Below are 24,166 nucleotides of genomic sequence, written 5' to 3'. Positions count from 1 at the left end.
TCATGAGTGTGATAGCGCAGGCAGGGGCGAAGGGTCGTCAACTGCATAAGTTTGGTGGTAGTAGTCTTGCTGATGTGAAGTGTTACCTGCGTGTCGTAGGGATCATGGCCGAGTATTCGATGCCGGGTGACATGATGGTTGTCTCAGCGGCGGGCAGCACTACCAACCAGTTGATTAGCTGGCTCAAGTTAAGCCAGACCGATCGCTTGTCTGCGCATCAGGTTCAACAAACGTTACGCCGCTATCAGAGCGAACTGATCGCTGGCCTGCTGCCAGCAGAAGTGGCTGATGGGCTGATTAGCGCCTTCGTTCACGATCTGGAACGTCTGGCCGGGCTGCTCGATAGCGGCATTACCGACGCCGTCTACGCTGAAGTGGTCGGGCACGGTGAAGTCTGGTCTGCACGCCTGATGGCTGCGGTTCTTGAACAGCAAGGGCTGGAAGCGGCCTGGTTGGACGCGCGTGATTTCCTTCGCGCCGAACGCGCGGCGCAGCCGCAGGTAGACGAAGGTTTATCCTGGCCGCTGCTGCAACAGCTGCTGGCTCAGCATCCTGGTAAACGCATTGTGGTGACCGGTTTCATCAGCCGCAGTAACGCGGGCGAAACCGTGCTGCTGGGCCGTAACGGGTCAGACTACTCTGCGACACAAATCGGTGCGCTGGCTGGCGTGTCTCGCGTGACCATCTGGAGCGACGTCGCTGGTGTATTCAGCGCTGACCCACGTAAAGTGAAAGATGCCTGCCTGCTACCGCTGCTGCGTCTTGATGAAGCCAGCGAGCTGGCGCGTCTGGCGGCTCCGGTTCTGCACGCCCGTACGCTGCAACCGGTATCCGGCAGCGACATCGACCTGCAATTGCGCTGCAGCTACACGCCGGACCAGGGATCGACGCGTATTGAGCGCGTATTGGCTTCCGGTACCGGTGCGCGCATTGTGACCAGCCATGACGATATCTGCCTGATTGAATTCCAGGTGCCTTCGGGGCAGGACTTCAAACTGGCATACAAAGATATCGATTTGATTCTCAAGCGTGCGCAGGTGCGTCCGCTGGCCGTTGGCGTTCATCATGACCGCCAGCTGCTGCAATTCTGCTATACCTCTGAAGTGGCCGACAGTGCACTGAAAATTCTGGACGAAGCGGGTCTGCCAGGCGAGTTGCGCCTGCGTCAGGGCCTGGCGCTGGTGGCAATGGTCGGTGCGGGTGTCACCCGTAACCCGTTGCATTGCCATCGTTTCTGGCAGCAGTTGAAAGGCCAACCGGTCGAGTTTACCTGGCAGTCGGAAGAGGGTATCAGCCTGGTTGCCGTGCTGCGTAAAGGCCCAACCGAGAGCCTGATTCAGGGGCTGCACACCACGCTGTTCCGCGCCGAAAAGCGCATTGGTCTGGTGCTGTTTGGGAAAGGCAATATCGGCTCCCGCTGGCTTGAGCTGTTCGCTCGTGAACAGACCACGCTGTCGGCGCGTACCGGTTTTGAATTTGTGCTGGCGGGCGTAGTCGATAGCCGCCGCAGCCTGCTGAATTACGACGGGCTGGACGCCAGTCGCGCGCTGGCTTTCTTTAATGACGAAGCCGTTGAGCAGGATGAAGAATCGCTATTCCTGTGGATGCGTGCGCATCCTTACGATGATTTAGTGGTGCTGGACGTGACAGCCAGTGAACAGCTTGCCGATCAATACCTGGATTTCGCCAGCCATGGCTTCCACGTGATCAGTGCGAACAAGCTGGCGGGTGCGAGCAGCACGGATAAATATCGCCAAATCCACGATGCATTCGAGAAAACCGGTCGCCACTGGTTATACAACGCCACCGTTGGCGCGGGCTTACCGGTTAACCATACCGTGCGTGACCTGATCGACAGTGGTGATAGCATCCTGGCGATTAGCGGGATTTTCTCCGGCACGCTCTCGTGGCTGTTCCTGCAGTTTGACGGCACGGTGCCCTTCACCGACCTGGTCGATCAGGCGTGGCAGCAGGGGCTGACCGAGCCTGATCCGCGCGTCGATCTCGCCGGTAAAGACGTGATGCGCAAGCTGGTGATTCTGGCGCGCGAAGCGGGCTACGATATTGAGCCTGGCCAGGTACGCGTGGAGTCTCTGGTGCCTGCTGGCTGCGAAGAAGGGTCGGTCGATCACTTCTTCGAGAATGGCGACGAGCTGAACGATCAGATGGTACAACGCCTGGAAGCGGCCCGTGAATTGGGCCTGGTCCTGCGTTACGTGGCACGTTTCGATGCTAACGGTAAAGCGCGCGTGGGCGTCGAGGCGGTTCGTCCAGAACACCCGCTGGCGGCGCTCCTGCCGTGCGATAACGTATTTGCCATCGAAAGCCGCTGGTACCGCGATAACCCGCTGGTCATTCGTGGTCCGGGTGCGGGACGTGATGTGACCGCCGGGGCGATTCAGTCCGACATCAACCGTCTGGCGCAGCTGCTGTAAACCCCTCATCCTAACCCTCTCCCCATAGGGGAGAGGGGACTGCTCGGTGCGGTCTTTCCCCCATCATGACTTCTCTTCATCTTCCCTGAGCAATCCTCACCGTTATTGTTGATGATTTCTGTTGACGCCACTGCGCTTTTCCGTCATTTTTACATCTGGACGTCTAAACGTATAGAAGTTCACAACACAACATAAAACGATAAGCGATTGATGAGGTAAGGTATGAGCTTTTTTCACGCCAACCAGCGGGAAGCCCTGAATCAGAGCCTGGCTGAAGTGCAGGGTCAGATTAACGTCTCTTTTGAATTCTTTCCGCCGCGCACCAGTGAAATGGAGCAAACCCTGTGGAGCTCTATCGATCGTTTGAGCAGCCTGAAGCCAAAATTTGTCTCTGTGACTTATGGCGCAAATTCAGGTGAACGCGACCGCACGCACAGTATTATCAAAGGCATTAAGGATCGTACCGGTCTGGAAGCTGCTCCGCATTTGACCTGCGTTGATGCAACCCGCGACGAACTGCGCACCATTGCTCAGGACTACTGGAACAACGGGATTCGCCACATTGTTGCCCTGCGTGGCGACCTGCCGCCGGGCAGCGGTAAACCGGAAATGTACGCTACCGATTTAGTCGCGTTACTGAAAGAGGTGGGTGATTTTGATATCTCCGTTGCCGCGTATCCTGAAGTGCATCCAGAAGCAAAAAGCGCGCAGGCGGATCTGCTCAACCTGAAGCGTAAAGTGGATGCGGGTGCCAACCGCGCGATCACGCAGTTCTTCTTCGATGTCGAAAGCTACCTGCGTTTTCGCGACCGCTGCGTTTCCGCTGGAATTGACCTGGAAATTATCCCGGGTATCCTGCCGGTTTCTAACTTCAAACAGGCGAAGAAATTCGCGGATATGACCAATGTGCGCATCCCACTTTGGATGTCAAAAATGTACGAAGGCCTGGACGATGACGCGGAAACGCGCAAGCTGGTGGGTGCCAACATCGCCATGGACATGGTGAAAATTTTAAGCCGCGAAGGCGTAAAGGATTTCCACTTCTATACTCTGAACCGCGCCGAAATGAGTTACGCCATCTGCCACACGCTGGGCGTAAGGCCTGGTGTGTAAAACGAATAAGCCCTCAAGTTGAGGGTTTTTTTATGGGTGTAGAAAAAACGAAAGGAATTAACTATCGAATCTGTGGATTATTTCAACTATCGCTAAACTCTAGTGGTGTATATCGTAACGGTAACACTATAAAGGGAGCATAGAGATGAGCATGTCAGACGATTCTAATAACACGTTAGCCACCGGCAAATGTCCATTTCACCACGGCGGGCCTGACCAAAGCGCGGGCGCAGGAACAAATAGCCGAGACTGGTGGCCTAAACAACTCCGTATTGACCTCTTGAATCAACATTCCAATCGTTCGAACCCCCTGGGTGAAGACTTCGACTATCGCAAAGCATTCAGCAAACTCGATTACTCTGCCCTTAAAGGCGATCTCAAAGCACTTCTGACTGATTCCCAACCCTGGTGGCCAGCCGACTGGGGCAGCTATGCGGGCCTGTTTATTCGTATGGCATGGCACGGCGCAGGCACCTACCGTTCCGTTGACGGTCGCGGTGGCGCAGGGCGTGGTCAGCAGCGTTTTGCTCCCTTAAACTCCTGGCCGGATAACGTGAGCCTGGATAAAGCGCGTCGTCTGTTGTGGCCAATCAAACAAAAGTACGGGCAGAAAATATCCTGGGCTGACCTGTTTATCCTGGCGGGTAACGTCTCTCTCGAAAACTCAGGCTTCCGCACCTTTGGTTTTGGTGCCGGGCGTGAAGACGTCTGGGAACCGGATATGGACGTGAACTGGGGTGATGAAAAAGCCTGGCTGACGCACCGCGACCCGGAAGCGCTGGCAAAACGCCCATTAGCCGCCACCGAAATGGGGCTGATTTACGTTAACCCGGAAGGGCCAAACGCCAGCGGTGAGCCGCTGTCTGCGGCGGCTGCGATTCGCGCCACTTTCGGCAACATGGGGATGAACGACGAAGAGACCGTGGCGCTGATTGCGGGCGGCCATACGCTCGGCAAAACACACGGCGCGGCAGCAGCCACGCACGTTGGTGTTGATCCAGAAGATGCCCCGATTGAATCTCAGGGTCTAGGCTGGACGAGTACTCATGGAAGCGGCGTTGGCGCAGACTCCATCACCTCGGGTCTTGAAGTTGTCTGGTCACAAACCCCAACCCAGTGGAGTAACTACTTCTTCGAAAACCTGTTCAAATATGAGTGGGTCCAAACGCGCAGCCCGGCAGGTGCGATTCAGTTTGAAGCGGTGGATGCTCCTGAAATTATTCCCGATCCGTTCGATCCGTCTAAAAAACGCAAGCCAACGATGCTGGTGACCGACCTGACGTTGCGCTTTGACCCTGAGTTCGAAAAAATTTCTCGTCGCTTCCTGAACGATCCGCAGGCCTTCAACGAAGCCTTCGCCCGTGCCTGGTACAAACTGACGCACAGAGATATGGGGCCAAAAGCACGCTACATCGGACCGGAAGTCCCGAAAGAAGATCTGATTTGGCAAGACCCGCTGCCGCAGGCGGTGTTTACTCCTTCTCCGGAAGATATCGATAGCCTGAAAGCTGAAATTGCTGCATCCGGGCTGTCCGTGAGTGAGCTGGTGTCCGTGGCGTGGGCCTCTGCCTCGACCTTCCGTGGCGGTGATAAACGCGGCGGTGCGAACGGCGCTCGCCTGGCGTTGGCTCCTCAGCGTGACTGGGACGTGAATGCCGCGGCGGTTCGCGCTCTGCCTGCTCTGGAGGCCATCCAGCGCACCACGAATAAAGCGTCACTTGCCGATATCATTGTGCTGGCAGGCGTTGTTGGCGTAGAGCAAGCAGCGAAAGCGGCTGGAGTTTACGTCAATGTACCCTTTACGCCGGGTCGAGTGGATGCTCGCCAGGACCAAACCGATATCGAAATGTTTGACCTGATGAAGCCTGTCGCGGATGGTTTCCGTAACTATCGCGCTCAGCTTGATGTTTCTACCACCGAGTCTCTGTTGATCGATAAAGCTCAGCAACTGACGCTGACCGCACCAGAACTCACCGTTCTGGTGGGTGGAATGCGTGCGTTAGGCGCTAATTTTGATGGCAGCCAGAATGGCGTCTTCTCAGAAAGCGTTGGCGTACTCAATAATGATTTCTTTGTGAATCTGTTGGATATGGGCACTCAATGGAAGGCAACCGACGCTTCCAGTGAACGATTTGAAGGCCGTGACCGTCAGAGCGGAGACGTGAAATACACGGCAACGCGAGCCGATCTGGTGTTTGGTTCAAATGCGGTTCTGCGTGCCCTGGCCGAGGTTTATGCCAGCAGCGATGCCCACGAGAAGTTCGTTAAGGACTTTGTCGCGGCATGGGTGAAGGTGATGAACCTGGATCGTTTTGATGTGCAGTAAGTGACAAGAATCCCCGCCTCGGCGGGGATTTTTTTTAGGACGCAGCCGTCACACGGCAATATTTGCTATTCCCATTCCTGCAAAAAACGCTGGCCGTATCGGTCGGCTACCAGCAGCGCTGCGTATGCCTGATCCGGCGTTACGCAGCCGGGCATGTTGTGAATCGTCTCTCCGTCTACGCAGGATGCTTCTGCCACCAGACGCATTTTGGCAGGAACGTCCTCTTTGATATCCAACTGTGCCAGCGTAATTGGCAAACCCACGCTGTGACAGAGTGCGGCGACGGTTTCAATCTCTTCCACCGGCGCATTTTCCAGCACGAGTTGAGCCAGGGTGCCGAATGCCACTTTTTCACCATGATAGAAGCGGTGCGCATCCGGGATTGCCGTCAGGCCGTTGTGAATGGCGTGAGCGGCTGCCAGCCCGCCGCTTTCAAAACCGACACCGCTAAGATAGGTGTTGGCTTCGATAATGCGTTCAAGTGCTGGCGTAACCACATGCTGTTCTGCCGCCAGCATCGCTTTTTCACCCTCTTCAACGAGTGTGTTGTAGCACAACTCGGCCAGCGCTAGCGCGGCTTGTGTGCACTTACCGCCCGCCATGGTGGTGGCGCCGCTGCGAGAGCAAGCGCGGGCTTCGAACCAGGTCGCTAGCGCATCACCAATGCCCGCTGCCAGCAAGCGTGCAGGTGCACCAGCCACCACTTTGGTGTCAACGATGACGATATTCGGGTTATGCGGCAGCATCAGGTAGCGATCGAATTCACCCTCATCGGTGTAAATTACCGAAAGTGCGCTGCATGGCGCATCGGTAGACGCAATTGTGGGCGCAATGGCGACGGGCACATCCATAAAGTGGGCAAGCGCCTTGGCGGTATCAAGCGTTTTCCCACCGCCGATCCCCAAAACGGCCATGCAGTCTGCACTATCTGCCAGTTTTCTTAATCTATCAATTTCGTTTTGTGAACATTCGCCGCCGAATGGCGCGATTTCGATATGAAGTTCTGCATTTTTGAAACTTTGGCGTAACGTCTCTTCGGCAAATCCAAGCACAAATTTATCACCGACCACCAGCCAGCGTTTTGCCAGCGGTTTTAGATAGTCGCCCAGACGAGTAAGAGCATCAGCACCCTGAATATATTTACCGGGCGATTGAATAATACGGTCCATAACGTGTCTCCTTTAGAGATTGAGGTTACCAAACGCGTTCTTCCAGTCTTGTTCAAACTTCTCTATAGCCGACTCTACCGCGGGCGTGCCGAGTATTTGTTGCGCTACATCTAACGGAAGCGTGATGGCTTCACATCCGGCGAGCAGGCAGTCGAGCGCCTGACGCGGTGTTTTAAAGCTGGCCGCCAGCACCTTGCTACCCGGCGCGTGCAGTTCCAGCAGGGATTGCAGCTCCTGCACCATACGGATACCGTCTCCGCCTTGTGCGTCCACGCGGTTAACATAGGGTGCGACGTACTTTGCGCCTGCCAGCGCGGCGAGTAAGCCTTGTGCGGCGCTATAAACGGCGGTGCCGAGCGTCGTAATGCCTTCTCTCTTCAGCACTTTGATCGCGGCAAGGCCTTCTGCGGTGACGGGGATTTTGACTACGATATCGGGCATCGCATTGTTCAAACGTTTTGCTTCCGCCACCATGCCATCGGCATCGCGGCTCATGGTTTGGGCAAATAGCGTGCCTTCAGGGCCGACCGCTTTTTGAAGGCGGGGTAACACATCCCAGATGGATTCACGGCTTGCGGCCACAATGCTTGGATTGGTGGTCACGCCCGCAATGGGGAAAATACGCGCCAGTCTTTCAACTTCTGCCACGTTGGCGGTGTCCAGGTACAGTTCCATTATTATTCCTTAAGTCAGCAAGTCTGAGTAAAGGATAAGGCGGGGCCAGTGATAGGGGATACAGGTCAATTTTGCCAAATACTGGACAAATGTAATGTCCTTAGCGAAGTGCGAGGGCGATCACAATGCTAGTTTTTAGCCGTAATTTGGCTGTGATATTGGCGGCGGTATTCGGACGGGGAGCGTTCAGTGTGTTTGCGAAATAGACGGCAGAAATAGTTACTGTCAGTAAAACCGCAGGCATGCGCGATCGCTTTGACGTTCAGGTCATATCCTTTCAGTAACTGGCGGGCATGTTCAAGGCGTGTTCGTGTCAGATATTCGTTAAATCCAACGCCGCCGGTATGTTGAAAAAGATGCGAGAGGTAATTCGGCGAGATATAAAATGCGAGGGCGACCGATTCACGCGTGAGCGCCGAAGCATAATTTTCTTCAATATGGGTCCGAATAGCGTCGAAAAGTACCTGACTACGGCTAGCCGTATGGATGTCGCTGCCAAGCAGGTCGCGACAATGGCTGAGTAAGCTCAACACCACCAGACGGGCTGTCTCCTGTGCCTCTGGCTGCATCTGCAATTCAGTCAGCGTATGAAGTAAGAACGAACCGATGCGCGGGCCGCGTCGGGCGACATGATGTTGCGTCAGACAGTGGTTTGCATGGTTGTCGATATTCTGGTGAAGCAGGGTTAATTGCTGTTTACCAAACAGAAGGGAAAGCAGGGTGACGGACGTTTTGCCAGGCCGCAATAGCTTTCCACCCGCTGGGATAAAAAGAGCGTTGTGGGCGTGTAATACACCCGCTTCGCCCTCCAGCACAATCTCAAGACGGGGAACGGGGGAGTGGTCCTCACTCACCAGGCTCCGATCGCTGGCAAAGTGAATATGATAAAGCGGCATGTCGCCGCTTATCATTTTAGTGAGGATGTCCCGAAACACGTGATTAGCCGGTATTACGCATGCCTGCCGCAACGCCTGCAATCGTCACCATCAGCGCTTGTTCAACGCGTGGGTCCGGTTCCTGACCTTCTTCTTCCGCCTTACGCGAACGGTACAGCAGTTCTGCCTGTAGAACGTTCAACGGATCGGTGTAGATGTTACGCAACTGGATAGACTCGGCAATCCACGGCAGATCGGCCATCAGGTGAGAGTCGTTGGCGATAGCCAGAACGACTTTGATGTCGCCTTCCAGCAGTTCACGCAGCTCTTTGCCTAACGTCCACAGCTCCGGCTTCACCAGACGCTGATCGTAGTATTCTGCCAGCCACAAATCGGCCTTAGAGAACACCATCTCAAGCATGCCCAGGCGAGTGGAGAAGAACGGCCAGTCGCGGCACATCGTCTCAAGCTCGCTTTGCTTACCATCTTCCACCACTTTTTGCAGCGCCGCGCCCGCGCCCAGCCAGGCTGGTAGCATCAGACGGTTTTGTGTCCAGGCGAAGATCCAGGGGATAGCGCGCAGAGATTCAACGCCACCGGTTGGACGACGTTTAGCTGGACGAGAACCCAGCGGCAGTTTGCCGAGCTCCTGCTCCGGCGTGGCCGAGCGGAAATAAGGCACGAAATCTTTGTTTTCACGCACGTAGCCGCGGTACAGATCGCATGAGATATCTGACAGCTCGTCCATGATATGACGCCAGGCATCTTTCGGTTCCGGCGGTGGCAACAGGTTCGCTTCCAGAATCGCGCTGGTGTAGAGCGACAGGCTGCTGATAGTCACTTCCGGCAGGCCGTATTTAAAGCGAATCATTTCGCCCTGTTCGGTGACGCGCAGGCCGCCCTTCAGGCTGCCAGGCGGTTGGGAGAGCAATGCTGCATGAGCAGGTGCGCCACCGCGACCAATAGAACCGCCGCGACCGTGGAACAGGGTCAGCTCGATACCGGCTTTCTCGCAGGTTTTGATCAGCGCATCCTGTGCCTGATACTGCGCCCAGGATGCCGCCATCACGCCTGCGTCTTTCGCCGAGTCTGAATAGCCAATCATGACCATCTGTTTGCCCTGGATAAAGCCGCGATACCAGTCGATATTCAACAACTGGGTCATCACGTCGTTGGCGTTGTTCAGGTCGTCGAGGGTTTCAAACAGTGGGGCAACCGGCAGCGCAAAACTGATACCGGCCTCTTTTAACAACAGGTGAACGGCCAGAACGTCGGACGGAGTCTTCGCCATGGAGATCACGTAGGCGGCGACCGATCCTTTCGGCGCGTCGACGATCGCTTTGCAGGTATTGAGCACTTCGCGCGTTTCTTCGCTTGGCTCCCAGCTGCGCGGCAGAAGCGGGCGTTTTGAATTCAGTTCGCGGATCAGGAAGGCCTGCTTGTCGGCTTCTGACCAGCTTTCATAGTCGCCAATGCCGAGATAGCGCGTCAGTTCACCCAGCGCTTCGGTGTGACGGGTACTTTCCTGGCGCACGTCGATACGCACCAGCGGTACGCCGAAACACTTCACGCGGCGCAGGGTGTCGAGCAGTTCACCGTTAGCGATGATGCCCATGCCGCACGCCTGTAGCGACTGGTAACAGGCGTATAGCGGATCCCACAGCTGTTCGTTTTGACTCAGCAAGCCCACTGGCTTCGGCAGGCGCTGGCCCTTCAGGCGGGCTTCCAGCCAGGTTTGAGTCGCCATCAGCTGGCCGCGCAGGTTTTTAAGCAGGAAGCGGTAAGGCTCGGTTGCACCGGCTTCACCAACGAGTTCAAGCAGTTCCGGTGTGGCATCGACCATCGACAGCTCGGAAATCAAAATCTGAATGTCTTTCAGGAACAGGTCGGTGGCTTTCCAGCGGCTCAGCAGCAGCACGTGGCGGGTGATGTCAGCGGTGACGTTCGGGTTACCGTCGCGGTCACCGCCCATCCAGGAGGTGAAACGCACCGGCACAAAATCGACCGGCAGGCGATAGCCGAGGTTCTCTTCCAGCTGTTCGTTCAGCTCGCGCAGATAGTTCGGCACGCCTTCCCACAGGCTGTTTTCAACGACCGCAAAGCCCCATTTGGCTTCGTCAACCGGGCTTGGGCGATACTTGCGGATTTCATCGGTGTGCCATGACTGCGCAATAAGCTGGCGCAGACGACGCATCAGCTGGTTGCGTTCGTAGTCAGCAATCTCTTTGTTATCCAACTGCTTAAGGCAGCTATTCACTTCACCCATTTTGTGGATCAGGGTGCGGCGAGTGATTTCGGTAGGGTGTGCGGTGAGTACCAGCTCCAGAGAAAGCGATTCGACCGCTTTTTTAATGGTGGCTTCGTTAAGATCGGGCTGGTCTTTCAGCTTTCTGAGCGTCTGGGCAATCACTTCCGGGTTGCTGGCACCTTCGCCTTTTGGCGAAATGCTATGGTATTGCTCAGCGGTGTTTGCCAGATTCAGGAACTGGCTGAACGCGCGAGCAACGGGCAGCAGCTCATCATTGGACAGGTTTTGCAGCGTGGTGAGCAACTCCTGGCGATTGGCTTCGTTTCCTGCTCGGGAGGATTTCGACAGCTTACGGATGGTTTCAACGCGGTCGAGAATGTTCTCTCCCAGCGCATCCTTAATGGTATCTCCCAGCACTTTGCCGAGCATACTGACATTACTACGCAACGCGGAATATTGTTCGTTCATAAAAACCCAATCACCCCATCATTTTTGTTTATGCCCAGTCGGAAATCTTTTGGACATTATTTTGTCATCTCCCTTTATAAAGCCACGTAAAACCCCCGTCGTCAATTGCTGCGAAAACGGTTCAGCAAACGAATAAATGTGGGCAATTTACGAAATTTAATTCACTTCGCGTCAGATAAGAGATGCTTATGGGAATGTGATGGGGATCATGGGATTTTGACTCCCGTCACCCTAACCCTCTGGGGTTAGGGTGACGGGAGAAACAGTTTTAATGCCAGCAGAAATGATGCACAACCTGCGTAATTAACTCGCGCGTCGGCTTAATAAAGCGGGTTTCCAGGTATTCATCCGGCTGGTGGGCCTGATTGATAGAGCCTGGACCCAGCACCAGCGTCGGGCACAGCGTCTGAATAAACGGCGCTTCGGTGCAGTAGTTCACCACGTCAGTTTTTTCGCCGAGCAGTTTTTCCACGACCTGAACGAGCTGGTGGTCAGGGGGGCATTCGTAACCTGGAATCGGTGGGTGCAGCTCGGATACCGTCAGGCGACCCGGCCAGCGTTCGCTCACGGGGGCTAGCGCTTCCGTCAGCAGGCCATCGAGATCGCTTAGCGTCATCCCCGGCAGCGGGCGGATATCCATGTGCAGCTCACAGCAGGCGCAGATGCGGTTAGACGCATCGCCACCGTGCAGGCTGCCGAGGTTTAACGTTGGGTACGGCACTGTGAATGAATCGTGGTGATAACGCTCTTTTAGCGAGTCACGTAGCTGCATGATGCGGCCAATGGCGTCGTGCATCAGTTCAATGGCATTCACGCCGCGCGCCGGATCGCTGGAGTGGCCGGACTGGCCCAGCACACGCACCGCGGTAGAGATATGGCCTTTGTGGGCGCGAATCGGTTGCAGGGACGTGGGCTCGCCGATAATGGCGCAGTCCGGGCGGATCGCCGTATTTTCAGAGAAATAGCGTGCGCCAGCCATGCTGGTCTCTTCGTCGGCGGTGGCCAGAATATAGAGCGGTTTTTTCAGCGTCTTCACGTCTACGTCACGTAGCGCGTCGAGAATAAAGGCAAAAAAGCCTTTCATGTCGGCGGTGCCCAGACCGTAAAGCTTGCCGTCGTGTTCGGTCAGGGTAAACGGATCGCGCGTCCAGCGGCCATCGTCGAACGGAACGGTATCAGTGTGACCTGCCAGTAACAGGCCGCCTGAACCCTCACCGGTACTCGCGAGCAGATTGAATTTATGACGGGTTCCTGGAACGGGTTGAACTTCCACCTTAAAGCCAAGATCGCTAAACCAGCCAGCCAGCATAGTGATTAAAGACTCATTGCTCTGATCGAGCGCTTCTTCGGTCGCGCTGATGGACGGCGTGGCAATCAGGGCGCGGTAAATCTCGATAAAGGGTGGTAAATTCATTTTCATTGTTGACATACCTTAGGTCGTGATAGTATCAATATTCATGCACTAAATGTGAATAAAAATACACTAACGTTGATCGTAAAGGAACCCGATGTTGAATACGCTGATTGTGGGCGCTAGCGGTTATGCGGGCGCAGAGCTTGTAAGCTACGTGAATCGCCATCCTCATATGACCATAACCGCTTTGACTGTGTCAGCGCAAAGCAATGATGCGGGAAAGTTAATTTCCGATTTACATCCGCAGCTTAGGGGGATCGTCGACCTTCCGCTGCAGCCAATGTCCGATATCAGCGAGTTTGCGGGCGGCGTGGATGTGGTGTTTCTGGCCACCGCGCATGAAGTGAGCCATGACCTGGCCCCGCAGTTTCTGGCAGCGGGTTGCGTGGTGTTCGATCTTTCCGGTGCGTTCCGCGTTAACGATAGTGCGTTCTATGAGAAATATTATGGTTTCACTCACCAGCATGCCGATTTGCTTGAGCAGGCGGTTTACGGTCTGGCCGAGTGGAACGACGACAAGATAAAAGAAGCCAATTTGATTGCCGTGCCGGGCTGTTATCCGACGGCGGCGCAGCTTTCGCTTAAACCGCTGATCGACGCCGACCTGCTGGATCTTAACCAATGGCCAGTGATCAACGCGACCAGCGGCGTGAGCGGTGCCGGGCGCAAGGCGGCCATTGCTAATAGCTTCTGCGAGGTGAGCCTCCAGCCTTACGGCGTGTTTAATCACCGTCATCATCCGGAAATCACCACGCATCTGGGCGCGGACGTTATTTTTACGCCGCATCTGGGCAGCTTCCCGCGCGGGATTCTGGAAACCATCACCTGCCGCCTGAAGCCGGGCGTGACAAAAGAACAGGTGGCTGACGTCTTTACACAAGCGTATGCCAATAAACCGCTGGTACGTCTGTACGACAAGGGCCTTCCGGCGCTGAAAAATGTGGTCGGTCTGCCGTTCTGCGATATCGGGTTCGCCGTTCAGGGCGAGCACCTGATCGTGGTTGCCGCAGAAGATAACTTACTTAAAGGCGCTGCGGCCCAGGCCATGCAGTGTGCAAATATTCGTTTTGGCTACGCCGAAACCCAGTCTCTTATTTAAGGTGTGATGATGAATCCATTAATTATCAAACTCGGTGGCGTACTGCTGGACAGCGAAGAAGCGCTTGAGCGTCTTTTTACCGCGCTGGTCGACTATCGTGAATCACATCAACGTCCGTTGGTGATTGTGCATGGCGGCGGCTGCGTGGTGGATGAGCTGATGAAAGGCTTAAATCTGCCGGTGAAAAAGAAAAATGGCCTGCGCGTGACGCCTGCCGATCAGATTGACATCATTACCGGCGCGCTGGCGGGAACGGCCAACAAAACGCTGCTGTCATGGGCGAAGAAGCATAATATCGCCTCCGTCGGCCTGTATCTCGGCGACGGCGATAGCGTCAGCGTGACTCAGCTCGATGAAGAACTCGGTCACGTTGGCCTGGCAAAACCGGGTTCGCCTAAACTGATTAATACGCTGCTGGAAGGCGGTTTCCTGCCGGTGGTGAGCTCTATCGGTGTGACCGAAGAAGGGCAACTGATGAACGTGAATGCCGATCAGGCCGCGACGGCGCTTGCCGCCACCCTGGGCGCAGATTTGATTCTGCTCTCGGATGTGAGCGGGATTCTGGATGGTAAAGGTCAGCGCATCGCTGAAATGACCGCCGCCAAAGCCGAGCAGCTGATCTCGCAGGGCATTATTACCGACGGCATGATCGTAAAAGTGAATGCAGCGCTGGATGCCGCACGCACGCTGGGCCGCCCGGTCGATATCGCCTCGTGGCGTCACGCAGAGCAACTGCCCGCGCTGTTTAACGGCACGCCGATCGGCACGCGTATTTTGGCGTAAAAATTTTTACCCCCTCATGAGAGGGGTAACATTAAACGAATTTAAGGAAGCATGTTATGGCACTTTGGGGTGGGCGTTTTACACAGGCAGCGGATCAGCGGTTCAAACAGTTCAATGACTCTTTGCGCTTCGACTACCGCCTGGCCGAACAGGATATCGTCGGCTCTGTGGCCTGGTCTAAAGCGCTGGTCACCGTAGGTGTACTGACCGCCGATGAGCAAGTACAGCTGGAAGAGGCGTTGAACAATTTGCTGGAAGAGGTTCGCCTGAATCCGCAGCAAATTCTTGAAAGTGATGCTGAAGATATTCATAGCTGGGTAGAAGGTAAGCTGATCGACAAAGTGGGCCAGTTGGGTAAAAAACTCCACACGGGCCGTAGTCGTAACGACCAGGTCGCGACCGATCTCAAGCTGTGGTGTAAAGACACCGTGGTGGAACTGCTGTCGGCAAACCGCCAGCTACAGAACGCACTGGTTGAAACTGCGCAGAGCAATCAGGATGCGGTGATGCCGGGTTATACCCACCTGCAACGCGCGCAGCCGGTGACGTTTGCTCACTGGTGTCTGGCCTACGTTGAAATGTTAGCCCGCGATGAAAGCCGTTTGCAGGATACCCTGAAGCGTCTGGACGTAAGCCCGCTGGGCAGCGGTGCGCTGGCCGGTACCGCATATGAAATCGATCGCGAACAGCTGGCGGGCTGGTTAGGCTTTGCCTCCGCCACCCGCAATAGCCTGGATAGCGTATCGGATCGCGATCACGTGCTGGAACTGCTGTCTAACGCCTCTATCGGGATGGTGCATTTGTCGCGCTTTGCCGAAGATTTGATTTTCTTCAACTCTGGCGAAGCCGGTTTTGTTGAGCTGTCCGACCGTGTGACGTCGGGTTCATCCCTGATGCCACAGAAGAAAAACCCGGATGCGCTGGAGCTTATCCGTGGCAAGTGTGGCCGCGTACAGGGTGCGTTGACGGGCATGATGATGACCTTGAAAGGTCTGCCGTTGGCGTACAACAAAGATATGCAGGAAGATAAAGAAGGGTTGTTCGACGCGCTCGACACCTGGCTGGATTGTCTGCATATGGGCGCACTGGTGCTGGATGGTATTCAGGTGAAACGCCCGCGTTGTCAGGAAGCCGCGCAGCAGGGCTATGCGAACTCTACCGAACTGGCCGATTATCTGGTCGCGAAGGGGATACCGTTCCGTGAAGCGCACCATATCGTGGGCGAAGCGGTGGTTGAAGCCATTCGTCAGGGCAAACCGCTGGAAGACTTGCCGCTTGCCGACCTGCAAAAATTTAGCGCGGTGATTGGCGATGACGTTTATCCGATTCTTGCACTGCAATCCTGTCTGGATAAGCGCGCAGCAAAAGGCGGCGTATCGCCGAAGCAAGTTGCGCAGGCGATTGCGGATGCGAAACAACGTTTAGTCTGAATCTTGTCGCCCCGGGTGGCACCTCGCTGACCCAACATACTGATAATGAGCCAGCCATGAGCTGGCTTTTTTACGCAAAAAAAAGCGGACCACGGGGTCCGCAAAAGTTCACGTTGGCTTTAGTTGTTCGAGTTTGAGAGAAACTCTTCTGACTCGGCAGGAACTTCAAGGGTCAAACAGAACCGCCTCGTCTATGTGGTGTATTATTCAACAGAACCCTTGATAGGGATAATCGTTCGTTGCTATGCTATCTATCGCCATGAACTATCATGGCGACGGAGGATGAATAATGAATATTCGTGATCTTGAATACCTGGTCGCACTTGCAGAACATCGTCATTTTCGCCGCGCGGCAGATTCCTGCCACGTTAGCCAACCCACGCTGAGCGGGCAGATCCGCAAGCTAGAGGATGAGCTGGGCGTGATGCTACTGGAGCGCACCAGTCGTAAAGTGCTGTTCACCCAGGCCGGTTTGCTGCTGGTGGATCAGGCGCGCACCGTGCTGCGCGAGGTCAAAGTGCTCAAGGAAATGGCAAGCCAGCAGGGGGAGGCAATGTCCGGCCCGCTGCATATCGGCCTGATCCCAACCGTTGGCCCGTATCTGTTGCCGCAAATCATTCCGATGCTGCATCAGACCTTCCCGAAACTCGAAATGTACCTGCATGAAGCCCAAACCCATCAGCTGCTGGCGCAGTTGGATAGCGGCAAACTCGACTGTGTGATTCTGGCATTGGTCAAAGAGAGTGAAGCCTTTATCGAAGTGCCGCTGTTTGATGAGCCGATGATGCTGGCGATCTATGAAGATCACCCGTGGGCCAATCGAGATCGCGTGCCGATGTCCGATCTGGCGGGTGAAAAACTGTTGATGCTCGAAGACGGGCACTGCCTGCGCGATCAGGCGATGGGTTTCTGCTTTGAAGCGGGTGCCGATGAAGATACGCACTTCCGCGCAACCAGCCTTGAAACGCTGCGTAATATGGTGGCGGCGGGAAGTGGTATTACGCTGCTGCCTGCCCTGGCGGTGCCAAATGAGCGCAAGCGTGATGGCGTCGTTTATCTGCCGTGCATCAAGCCTGAGCCGCGTCGCACTATTGGCCTGGTCTATCGCCCGGGATCACCGCTGCGCAGCCGCTATGAGCAGTTGGCAGAGGCCATCCGCAGCTCGATGGATGGCCATTTCGACAGCGCGTTAAAACAGGCGGTTTAAGCCGTTCAGCGCGGCTACCCGATAGGCTTCTGCCATGGTCGGGTAGTTAAAGGTGGTGTTAACGAAGTACTCGATAGTGTTACCGCCACCTTTTTGTTCCATGATCGCCTGGCCGATATGAATGATTTCCGCCGCGCGTTCACCGAAGCAGTGAATGCCGAGGATCTCTTTCGTCTCGCGATGGAACAAAATCTTTAGCGTGCCCACGCTCATACCCACGATTTGTGCCCGAGCCAGATGCTTAAACTGAGCACGACCCACCTCGTAAGGCACTTTCATTGACGTCAGCTGTTGCTCGGTTTTCCCGACTGAGCTGATTTCCGGAATGGTGTAAATGCCCGTCGGAATGTCTTCGATAAGATGAGTGTTCGCTTCGCCCTTCACCAGCGCCTGCGCGGCAATGCGGCCCTGATCGTAAGCGGCAGAGGCCAGACTCGGATAGCCAATCACATCGCCCACAGCGTAAATATGCGGAAGTGCCGTCTGGTACAGGCTGTTGACCTTCAACTGGCCACGGCTGTCGGTGGCTAAACCGATGTTTTCCAGCGCCAGTGAGTCGGTGTTACCGGTTCGACCGTTGGCATACAGCAGACAGTCAGCTTTTAGCTTCTTGCCGGATTTCAAGTGCATGATCACACCGTCATCGCAGCCTTCGATTTTCTCGTACTCTTCGTTGTGGCGAATGACCACGCCGCTGTTCCAGAAATGGTACGAGAGCGAATCGGACATCTCCTGATCGAGAAACGCCAGCAGGCGATCGCGGGTGTTAATCAAATCGACTTTGACTTCCATTCCACGGAAGATCGACGCGTATTCGCAACCAATGACGCCCGCGCCGTAAATCAACACATGGCGTGGCTCATGTTGCAAGCTCAGGATGGAGTCGCTGTCGTACACGCGCGGGTGCGAAAAATCGACGTCGTCTGGGTGATAAGGGCGTGAACCGCAGGCGATAACGAATTTCTCGGCGGTAATCGTCTCGACGGAGCCGTCGTGGCATTTCAGCGCCAGCGTGTGCTCGTCTACAAAGTGCGCGTCGCCCTGCAGAATTTCACAGTGGTTACGCTCGTAAAATCCCTGGCGCATCCGCGTTTGCTGATTAATGACGGTGTCAGCATGATTGAGGATGTCGGCAAAGGACGATCGAAGAAGTCGGGTATGGTCGCTGTAAAGAGGGTTCTGATTAAATTCGATAATGCGGCTAACGGCGTGGCGGAGGGCTTTTGAAGGGATGGTGCCCCAGTGGGTGCAACCGCCGCCAACATTATGGTAGCGCTCAATGACGGCTACTCGGGCTCCCTGCTTAACCAGCCCCATAGCAGCACCTTCGCCGCCGGGGCCGGAACCAATAACAATTGCGTCGTAATCGTAGGAATGTGACATGGCAAGGCTTACCTGTTCTTATACATAAAAGCAACAGAATAGTAACATCATTGGCAGGATAACCCAATTATCGTTGTGCTCTTTTCGGGCTGTGGAGCACAAACCGCGCGTAAACAATCATTCACAAAGCTCCACAAACAGATTAATTTTATTCTCTGGTATAGTGCCTTAAGGCCTTTGGAAGGATTCAACTATTGTGATGGGCGTAAGAGCACAACAAAAAGAGAAAACCCGGCGTTCGCTGGTGGAAGCGGCATTCAGTCAACTGAGCGCTGAGCGCAGTTTTGCCAGTTTGAGCCTGCGCGAAGTAGCGCGTGAGGCCGGGATTGCGCCAACGTCCTTCTATCGTCATTTTCGTGACGTCGATGAGCTGGGCCTGACCATGGTGGATGAGAGCGGCCTGATGCTACGCCAGTTGATGCGCCAGGCGCGCCAGCGTATCGCCAAAGGCGGGAGCGTGATTCGTACGTCGGTCTCGACCTTTATGGAATTTATCGGTAACAACCCCAACGCATTTCGTCTGCTGCTACGTGAACGTTCGGGAACCTCTGCCGCGTTTCGTGCCGCTGTGGTGCGCGAAATTCAACATTTTATTGCGGAACTTGCCGACTATCTCGAAATCGAAAACCATATGCCGCGTGCCTTCACGGAAGCGCAGGCCGAGGCGATGGTGACAATTGTCTTCAGTGCGGGTGCCGAAGCACTGGATGTGGGCGTTGAACAACGCAAACAACTCGAAGAGCGACTGGTATTGCAACTGAGAATGATTTCTAAAGGGGCTTACTACTGGTATCGCCGTGAACAAGAAAGGTCGGCGCATCAAATTGACGAAGGGTGAGTAATGAAACAGTCTGGTCAGGATAAAGGTACGTTGTTGCTGGCATTGATCGCTGGCTTATCAATCAATGGCACGTTTGCCGCGGTTTTTAGCTCCGTTGTGCCGTTTTCGATTTTCCCGATTATCGCCCTGGTGCTGACGGTATATTGTCTGCACCAGCGCTATCAGAACCGCACCATGCCGGTAGGTTTACCGGGTCTGGCGGCAGCGTTCTTTATTCTGGGTGTCCTGTTGTATAGCACCGTAGTGCGCGCGGAGTATCCGGATATCGGCTCAAACTTCCTGCCTGCCGTGCTCTCTGTGGCGCTGGTGTTCTGGATTGGCATTAAAATGCGTCACCGTAAGCACCAGCTTCCGGAATGATGGCGTTATTTCGCCGTTAGCAGAACCCCACACTCCATATGGTGCGTGTACGGGAATTGATCGAATAGCGCCAGACGTTCAACCTTGTGCGTCTGGCTTAATGTTTCCAGATTCTTGCATAAGGTTTCTGGGTTGCAGGAGATATACAAGATACGCGGGTACGCCTGCACCATCTTCTCGGTTTCGCTGTCCAGCCCGCTGCGCGGCGGATCGACGAAAATCGTTTCACACTGGTAGCTCTTCAAATCAATTCCCTGCAAACGGTTAAATTCGCGTTCGCCGTTCATCGCCTGGGTGAACTCTTCTGCTGCCATGCGAATAATCTGCACGTTATCAATATGGTTGGCCGCAATGTTGTATTGCGCGGAGGCCACGGATGGTTTGGCGATTTCGGTTGCCAGAACGCGTTCGAAGTTGCGTGCCAGCGCCAGTGAGAAGTTACCGTTGCCGCAGTACAGTTCGAGCAAATCGCCCGTAGATCCTTCCGTTGCTTTTAATGCCCACTCCAGCATTTGTACGTTCATAGCTGCATTCGGTTGGGTGAAGCTGTTTTCTACCTGGCGATAAACCATCTCTTTACCCGCCACCGACAGACGTTCATCAACATAATCCTGATCGAGCATGATTTTGGTTTTCGTTGCGCGACCAATCAGATGCACATTCATGTTGTTCGCACGTAGCGCATCACGCAGTTTTTCGGCTTCCTGACGCCATTCATCGCTCAGTGCTTTGTGATAAAGCAGGGAGACGATCGCCTGATTGCTTTGCGTGGTCAGGTAGTCAATCTGGAACAGCTTATGACGCAGCACAGGGTTATCGCGAACGCCCTCAATCATCAGCGTCATCAATTGATTAATTAATTCGCTAGCCGCCGGGAAAGTATTAACGCGGATGCGTGATTTGGTTTGCTGATCGAAAATGATGTGATACAGGTCGTCGCCGTCGTGCCAAATACGGAACTCAGCACGCATGCGGTAGTGGCTGACCGGTGAGCGAAACACCTCTGGAACGGGCGCCGCGAAAGGCGTCATCATACTTTGCAGGCGGACAACTTTTTCTGCCAGCTGCGCGTCGTACTGTTCTGTCGGGAGGTGTTCGGGGGTCATGATGCGTCCTGAGTGGTAAAGAATTTCGCGGGGATTGTAAGCACTGTACAGGGGATGTCCAGATTTAATGATGCATAGCTATCTGGACATCCATACGTTTCTAATTGTAGCATTCTGTTTCCGGTCTCCTTTAAGTGAAAAGGGAATCCAGTGCGAATCTGGAGCTGACGCGCAGCGGTAAAGATTGGCGGGATGAGAGTTGTAGACACTGTGAAAGCGGGAAGTCTTCATCCACACACGCCACCAAGCCCGAAGACCTGCCGGAATCACGTCGCATTTGGTTTCATCATCGCGTGCTATAGATGACGCCTGCGGCATCCTTCTTATATTGTGGATGCTTTAACAATGATTAAAAAAGTATCGCTGATGACGGCACTGTCCGTCACGGCATTTTCGGGCTGGGCGCAGGATAGCGCTGATTCGATGGTGGTGACAGCAAACCGTTTTGAGCAGCCGGCGAACACCGTCCTGGCGCCGACCTCTGTGGTCACGCGTGAAGATATCGAACGTTGGCAGGCAAAAAGCGTTGTGGAAGTGATGCAACGTCTACCGGGCGTGGATATCGCGCAAAGCGGTGGTATGGGTGCTACCTCCTCGACCTTTATTCGTGGGACTGAATCTCGCCATGTTCTGGTGCTGATTGACGGTATTCCATTGAACAACGCGGGGATCAGTAACGTCGCGGATCTCAGTCAAATCCCCGTTTCTCTTATCCAGCGTATTGAATACATCCGTGGGCCGCGTTCGGCATTGTATGGTTCTGATGCGATTGGCGGTGTCATCAACATTATTACCGGGCGCGATAAACCGGGCGCTGAAATTACTGCAGGCGTCGGCTCAAAGGGCTATCAGACTTACGATGGCTCATTCCAGCAGGTGTTCGATAAAACCAAAATCACCATGGCGGGTAACTACACTTACACGCGTGGTTTTGACATTGATGCGAAGGATGCGCCACGTCAGCCGGATCGTGATGGTTTTATGAGTAAGTCGCTTTATGGCTCGGTTGAACAGCAGATTACCGACAGCGTGAGTGGGTTCTTCCGTGGCTTTGGCTACGACAACCGTACCGCCTATGACGGCTACGATCACTATGACGCAAACTTCATGATCGATGGCAGACCGGATACCCGTCAGCTCTACAGCCAAAACTGGGATACCGGCTTGCGCTATAGCCAGGGGATTTATCAGTCCCAATTGGTGGCCGGTTACGGTCGCAGTAAAGATCAGAACTATGACCCGAAAAAAGGGCGTTACGCTGATTCCGCCACCACCGATGATGTGAAGCAGTACACCACGCAATGGCTGAACACCTTTACTGTCGGCCACGGCAGCATCGGCGCGGGGCTCGACTGGCAAAAACAGAAAACTCAGGCAGGAACGGGCTATCTGGAAAAAGGCTACGAGCAGCGCAATACGGGCGTCTTCCTTTCTGCCATGCAGCAATTTGATAGCGTGACGTTAGAAGCGGCAGCGCGTAATGATGACAACTCCAACTTTGGCAATCATGGCACCTGGCAAACCAGTGCGGCGTGGGAGTTTGTTGAAGGCTACCGCATCATAGGTTCTTACGGTACAGCGTACAAAGCGCCAACCATGAGCCAGATCCACAGTGCAACCTATGGCAACCCTGACCTCAAGCCTGAGGAAAGCAAGCAATGGGAAGGTGGCTTTGAAGGTTTGACTGGCCCAGTGACCTGGCGCGTGACGGGCTACCGTAACGATGTCGATAATCTGATCAGCAGCGACCCGCGCACCTTCCGCTATTACAATGTGGGTGAAGCGCGAATTAAAGGCGTGGAAGCGACCGCTCAGTTCGATACTGGACCGGTCGGCCATCAGATATCTTACGATTATGTTGATCCACGCAATGCGAAAACAGACGAAGTGCTCGCGCGTCGCTCTAAGCAACAGGTGAAGTATCAGCTGGACTGGCAGGTCTGGGATCTCGACTGGAACCTGGCGTACCGCTATCTCGGTACCCGTTATGATGTCGCATATGACCCAAACACGTATACCTCCCAGCGCGTGCAATTGGGCGGTGTAAGTCTGTGGGATGCCGCAGTTTCGTATCCTGTCACCTCACATCTCACAGTTCGTGGTAAAATAGCTAACCTGTTCGATAAAGATTACGAGACAGTTTATGGCTACCAAACTGCAGGACGGGAATACACCTTGTCTGGCAGCTACACCTTCTAATCCGCGTCCCACCGTGCTGGTGTTTGACTCCGGCGTCGGTGGGCTTTCGGTTTATGACGAGATTCGGCATCTCCTGCCGAATCTCCACTATATCTATGCGTTCGATAATGTGGCTTTTCCCTACGGAGAAAAGAGCGAGGACTTTATTGTCGAACGCGTCGTTGAAATCGTCACGGCTGTCCAGGCGCGCTACCCTTTAGCACTCGCGGTCATCGCCTGCAATACGGCGAGCACGGTTTCCCTTCCCGCCTTGCGCGACAAATTTCCTTTCCCGGTTGTGGGCGTCGTTCCCGCCATTAAGCCTGCTGCGCGCCTGACAGCAAATGGCATCGTTGGATTGCTCGCGACGCGTGGAACGGTAAAGCGTCCTTATACACGTGAGCTGATCGCCCGCTTCGCGAATGAATGTCAGATTGCCATGTTGGGATCTGCTGAACTGGTGGAAATGGCTGAAGCGAAACTGCATGGCGAACCCGTGCCGCTGGAAGAGCTGCGTCGTATTCTGCGCCCTTGGCTGCGTATGCCTGAACCACCGGATACGGTGGTATTAGGTTGCACCCACTTTCCTCTATTACAGGAAGAGCTGCTGGCGGTGCTGCCAGAAGGCACTCGGCTGGTGGATTCCGGCGCGGCCATCGCCCGCCGTACGGCCTGGTTACTTGAGCATGAAGCGCCAGATGCAACATCTTCTGATGCAAATATCGCTTTTTGTATGGCGCTCACGGCAGAGACTGAGCAACTTTTACCCGTTTTACAGCGTTATGGCTTTGAAACGCTCGAAAAACTCGCACTTTAGCGTGGTTTTGCGCAAAAAAGAGACGGTTGAAAGTTTTTTTTAAAAGAGGGGTTGTCAACGTCTGAGAACTCCCTATAATGCGCCTCCACTGACACGGAACAACGGCTTACAGGCCGCCGGGTTAGCGGGGTTCAGAGATGAACGCCAGCAGAGAAAAGCGAAAATAAACGCTTGACTCTGAATGAGGAAAACGTATTATACGGGACCTCGCAACGGTGAGCGAAAGCCGCGTTGCACTG

At 54.7% G+C, this 24,166-nt stretch carries 18 protein-coding genes and 1 riboswitch; of the genes, 11 read left to right on the top strand and 7 right to left on the bottom strand.

Translation table 11 applies throughout. The features are described 5' to 3' along the window. Positions 1-2 precede the first annotated feature (2 nt). The 3 genes from AC6EMZ_RS20605 to katG all read left to right on the top strand — a co-directional run bounded on the left by AC6EMZ_RS20605 (position 3) and on the right by katG (position 5,874). A complete protein-coding gene (locus tag AC6EMZ_RS20605) occupies positions 3-2,435 on the top strand; it encodes a bifunctional aspartate kinase/homoserine dehydrogenase II (RefSeq protein WP_498404683.1) in 2,433 nt (810 codons plus the stop codon). 222 nt (positions 2,436-2,657) lie between these two features. Then, positions 2,658-3,548 carry a methylenetetrahydrofolate reductase gene (metF, locus tag AC6EMZ_RS20600; RefSeq protein WP_498404681.1) on the top strand — a complete coding sequence of 297 codons (891 nt, stop codon included), beginning with the start codon at positions 2,658-2,660 and terminating at the stop codon, positions 3,546-3,548. A 145-nt stretch (positions 3,549-3,693) separates the two neighbouring features. Next, positions 3,694-5,874, top strand: coding sequence for a catalase/peroxidase HPI (gene katG / locus AC6EMZ_RS20595; RefSeq protein WP_498404680.1), 2,181 nt, complete (start codon positions 3,694-3,696; stop codon positions 5,872-5,874). A 65-nt stretch (positions 5,875-5,939) separates the two neighbouring features. Here katG and gldA read toward each other — a convergent pair whose 3' ends face one another. The 5 genes from gldA to argE form a co-directional block, all read right to left on the bottom strand. After that, positions 5,940-7,043, bottom strand: a complete 1,104-nt coding sequence (gene gldA, locus AC6EMZ_RS20590; RefSeq protein ID WP_498404679.1) for a bifunctional L-1,2-propanediol dehydrogenase/glycerol dehydrogenase — start codon at positions 7,041-7,043, stop codon at positions 5,940-5,942. Positions 7,044-7,055: 12 nt separating this feature from the next. Further along, complete coding sequence (gene fsa / locus AC6EMZ_RS20585) at positions 7,056-7,718, bottom strand: fructose-6-phosphate aldolase (protein ID WP_498404677.1); 663 nt, start codon at positions 7,716-7,718, stop codon at positions 7,056-7,058. A 128-nt stretch (positions 7,719-7,846) separates the two neighbouring features. Then, positions 7,847-8,629 (bottom strand): helix-turn-helix transcriptional regulator, encoded by a 783-nt coding sequence (locus AC6EMZ_RS20580; protein WP_498404676.1) that lies wholly within the window; start codon positions 8,627-8,629, stop codon positions 7,847-7,849. A gap of 28 nt (positions 8,630-8,657) precedes the next feature. After that, positions 8,658-11,309: a phosphoenolpyruvate carboxylase gene (ppc, locus tag AC6EMZ_RS20575; RefSeq protein WP_498404675.1), complete on the bottom strand. Its 2,652-nt coding sequence runs from the start codon at positions 11,307-11,309 to the stop codon at positions 8,658-8,660. A 268-nt stretch (positions 11,310-11,577) separates the two neighbouring features. Beyond that, the gene (argE, locus tag AC6EMZ_RS20570) at positions 11,578-12,729 is read right to left on the bottom strand and encodes an acetylornithine deacetylase (protein WP_498404674.1); all 1,152 of its coding nucleotides are present in this window, start codon (positions 12,727-12,729) and stop codon (positions 11,578-11,580) included. 88 nt (positions 12,730-12,817) lie between these two features. Between argE and argC the strand changes: the two genes are divergently transcribed. From argC to oxyR, 4 genes are all read left to right on the top strand, one after another. Then, complete coding sequence (argC, locus tag AC6EMZ_RS20565; RefSeq protein ID WP_498404672.1) at positions 12,818-13,822, top strand: N-acetyl-gamma-glutamyl-phosphate reductase; 1,005 nt, start codon at positions 12,818-12,820, stop codon at positions 13,820-13,822. Between the two features lie 6 nt (positions 13,823-13,828). Then, on the top strand, positions 13,829-14,605 hold the full coding sequence (gene argB / locus AC6EMZ_RS20560) for an acetylglutamate kinase (RefSeq protein ID WP_498404671.1): 777 nt from the start codon (positions 13,829-13,831) through the stop codon (positions 14,603-14,605). Between the two features lie 56 nt (positions 14,606-14,661). Beyond that, a complete protein-coding gene (gene argH, locus AC6EMZ_RS20555) occupies positions 14,662-16,035 on the top strand; it encodes an argininosuccinate lyase (protein WP_498404670.1) in 1,374 nt (457 codons plus the stop codon). Positions 16,036-16,324: 289 nt separating this feature from the next. Next, on the top strand, positions 16,325-17,242 hold the full coding sequence (gene oxyR / locus AC6EMZ_RS20550; RefSeq protein ID WP_498404668.1) for a DNA-binding transcriptional regulator OxyR: 918 nt from the start codon (positions 16,325-16,327) through the stop codon (positions 17,240-17,242). Here oxyR and sthA read toward each other — a convergent pair. Then, complete coding sequence (sthA, locus tag AC6EMZ_RS20545) at positions 17,225-18,625, bottom strand: Si-specific NAD(P)(+) transhydrogenase (RefSeq protein WP_498404667.1); 1,401 nt, start codon at positions 18,623-18,625, stop codon at positions 17,225-17,227. The two genes, oxyR and sthA, sit on opposite strands and share 18 nt — an antisense overlap. A gap of 196 nt (positions 18,626-18,821) precedes the next feature. Between sthA and fabR the strand changes: the two genes are divergently transcribed. Beyond that, on the top strand, positions 18,822-19,463 hold the full coding sequence (gene fabR, locus AC6EMZ_RS20540) for an HTH-type transcriptional repressor FabR (protein WP_498404666.1): 642 nt from the start codon (positions 18,822-18,824) through the stop codon (positions 19,461-19,463). A gap of 3 nt (positions 19,464-19,466) precedes the next feature. Next, positions 19,467-19,826, top strand: coding sequence for a YijD family membrane protein (locus tag AC6EMZ_RS20535; RefSeq protein ID WP_498404665.1), 360 nt, complete (start codon positions 19,467-19,469; stop codon positions 19,824-19,826). Positions 19,827-19,831: 5 nt separating this feature from the next. Here AC6EMZ_RS20535 and trmA read toward each other — a convergent pair whose 3' ends face one another. Beyond that, complete coding sequence (gene trmA, locus AC6EMZ_RS20530) at positions 19,832-20,932, bottom strand: tRNA (uridine(54)-C5)-methyltransferase TrmA (protein ID WP_498404663.1); 1,101 nt, start codon at positions 20,930-20,932, stop codon at positions 19,832-19,834. A 104-nt stretch (positions 20,933-21,036) separates the two neighbouring features. Continuing rightward, positions 21,037-21,211: riboswitch (cobalamin riboswitch) on the top strand. A gap of 66 nt (positions 21,212-21,277) precedes the next feature. Here trmA and btuB point away from each other — a divergent pair. Continuing rightward, positions 21,278-23,131: a TonB-dependent vitamin B12 receptor BtuB gene (gene btuB / locus AC6EMZ_RS20525; protein ID WP_498404662.1), complete on the top strand. Its 1,854-nt coding sequence runs from the start codon at positions 21,278-21,280 to the stop codon at positions 23,129-23,131. Next, complete coding sequence (gene murI, locus AC6EMZ_RS20520) at positions 23,076-23,927, top strand: glutamate racemase (protein WP_498404661.1); 852 nt, start codon at positions 23,076-23,078, stop codon at positions 23,925-23,927. Before btuB ends, murI begins: the two co-directional genes overlap by 56 nt. Positions 23,928-24,166 lie beyond the last annotated feature (239 nt).

The sequence above is a fragment of the Enterobacter sp. SCRI0065 genome (assembly GCF_059766475.1).
The sequence above is the reverse complement of the archived record's forward strand: the minus strand, read 5'-3'. Positions and strand labels throughout refer to the sequence as shown.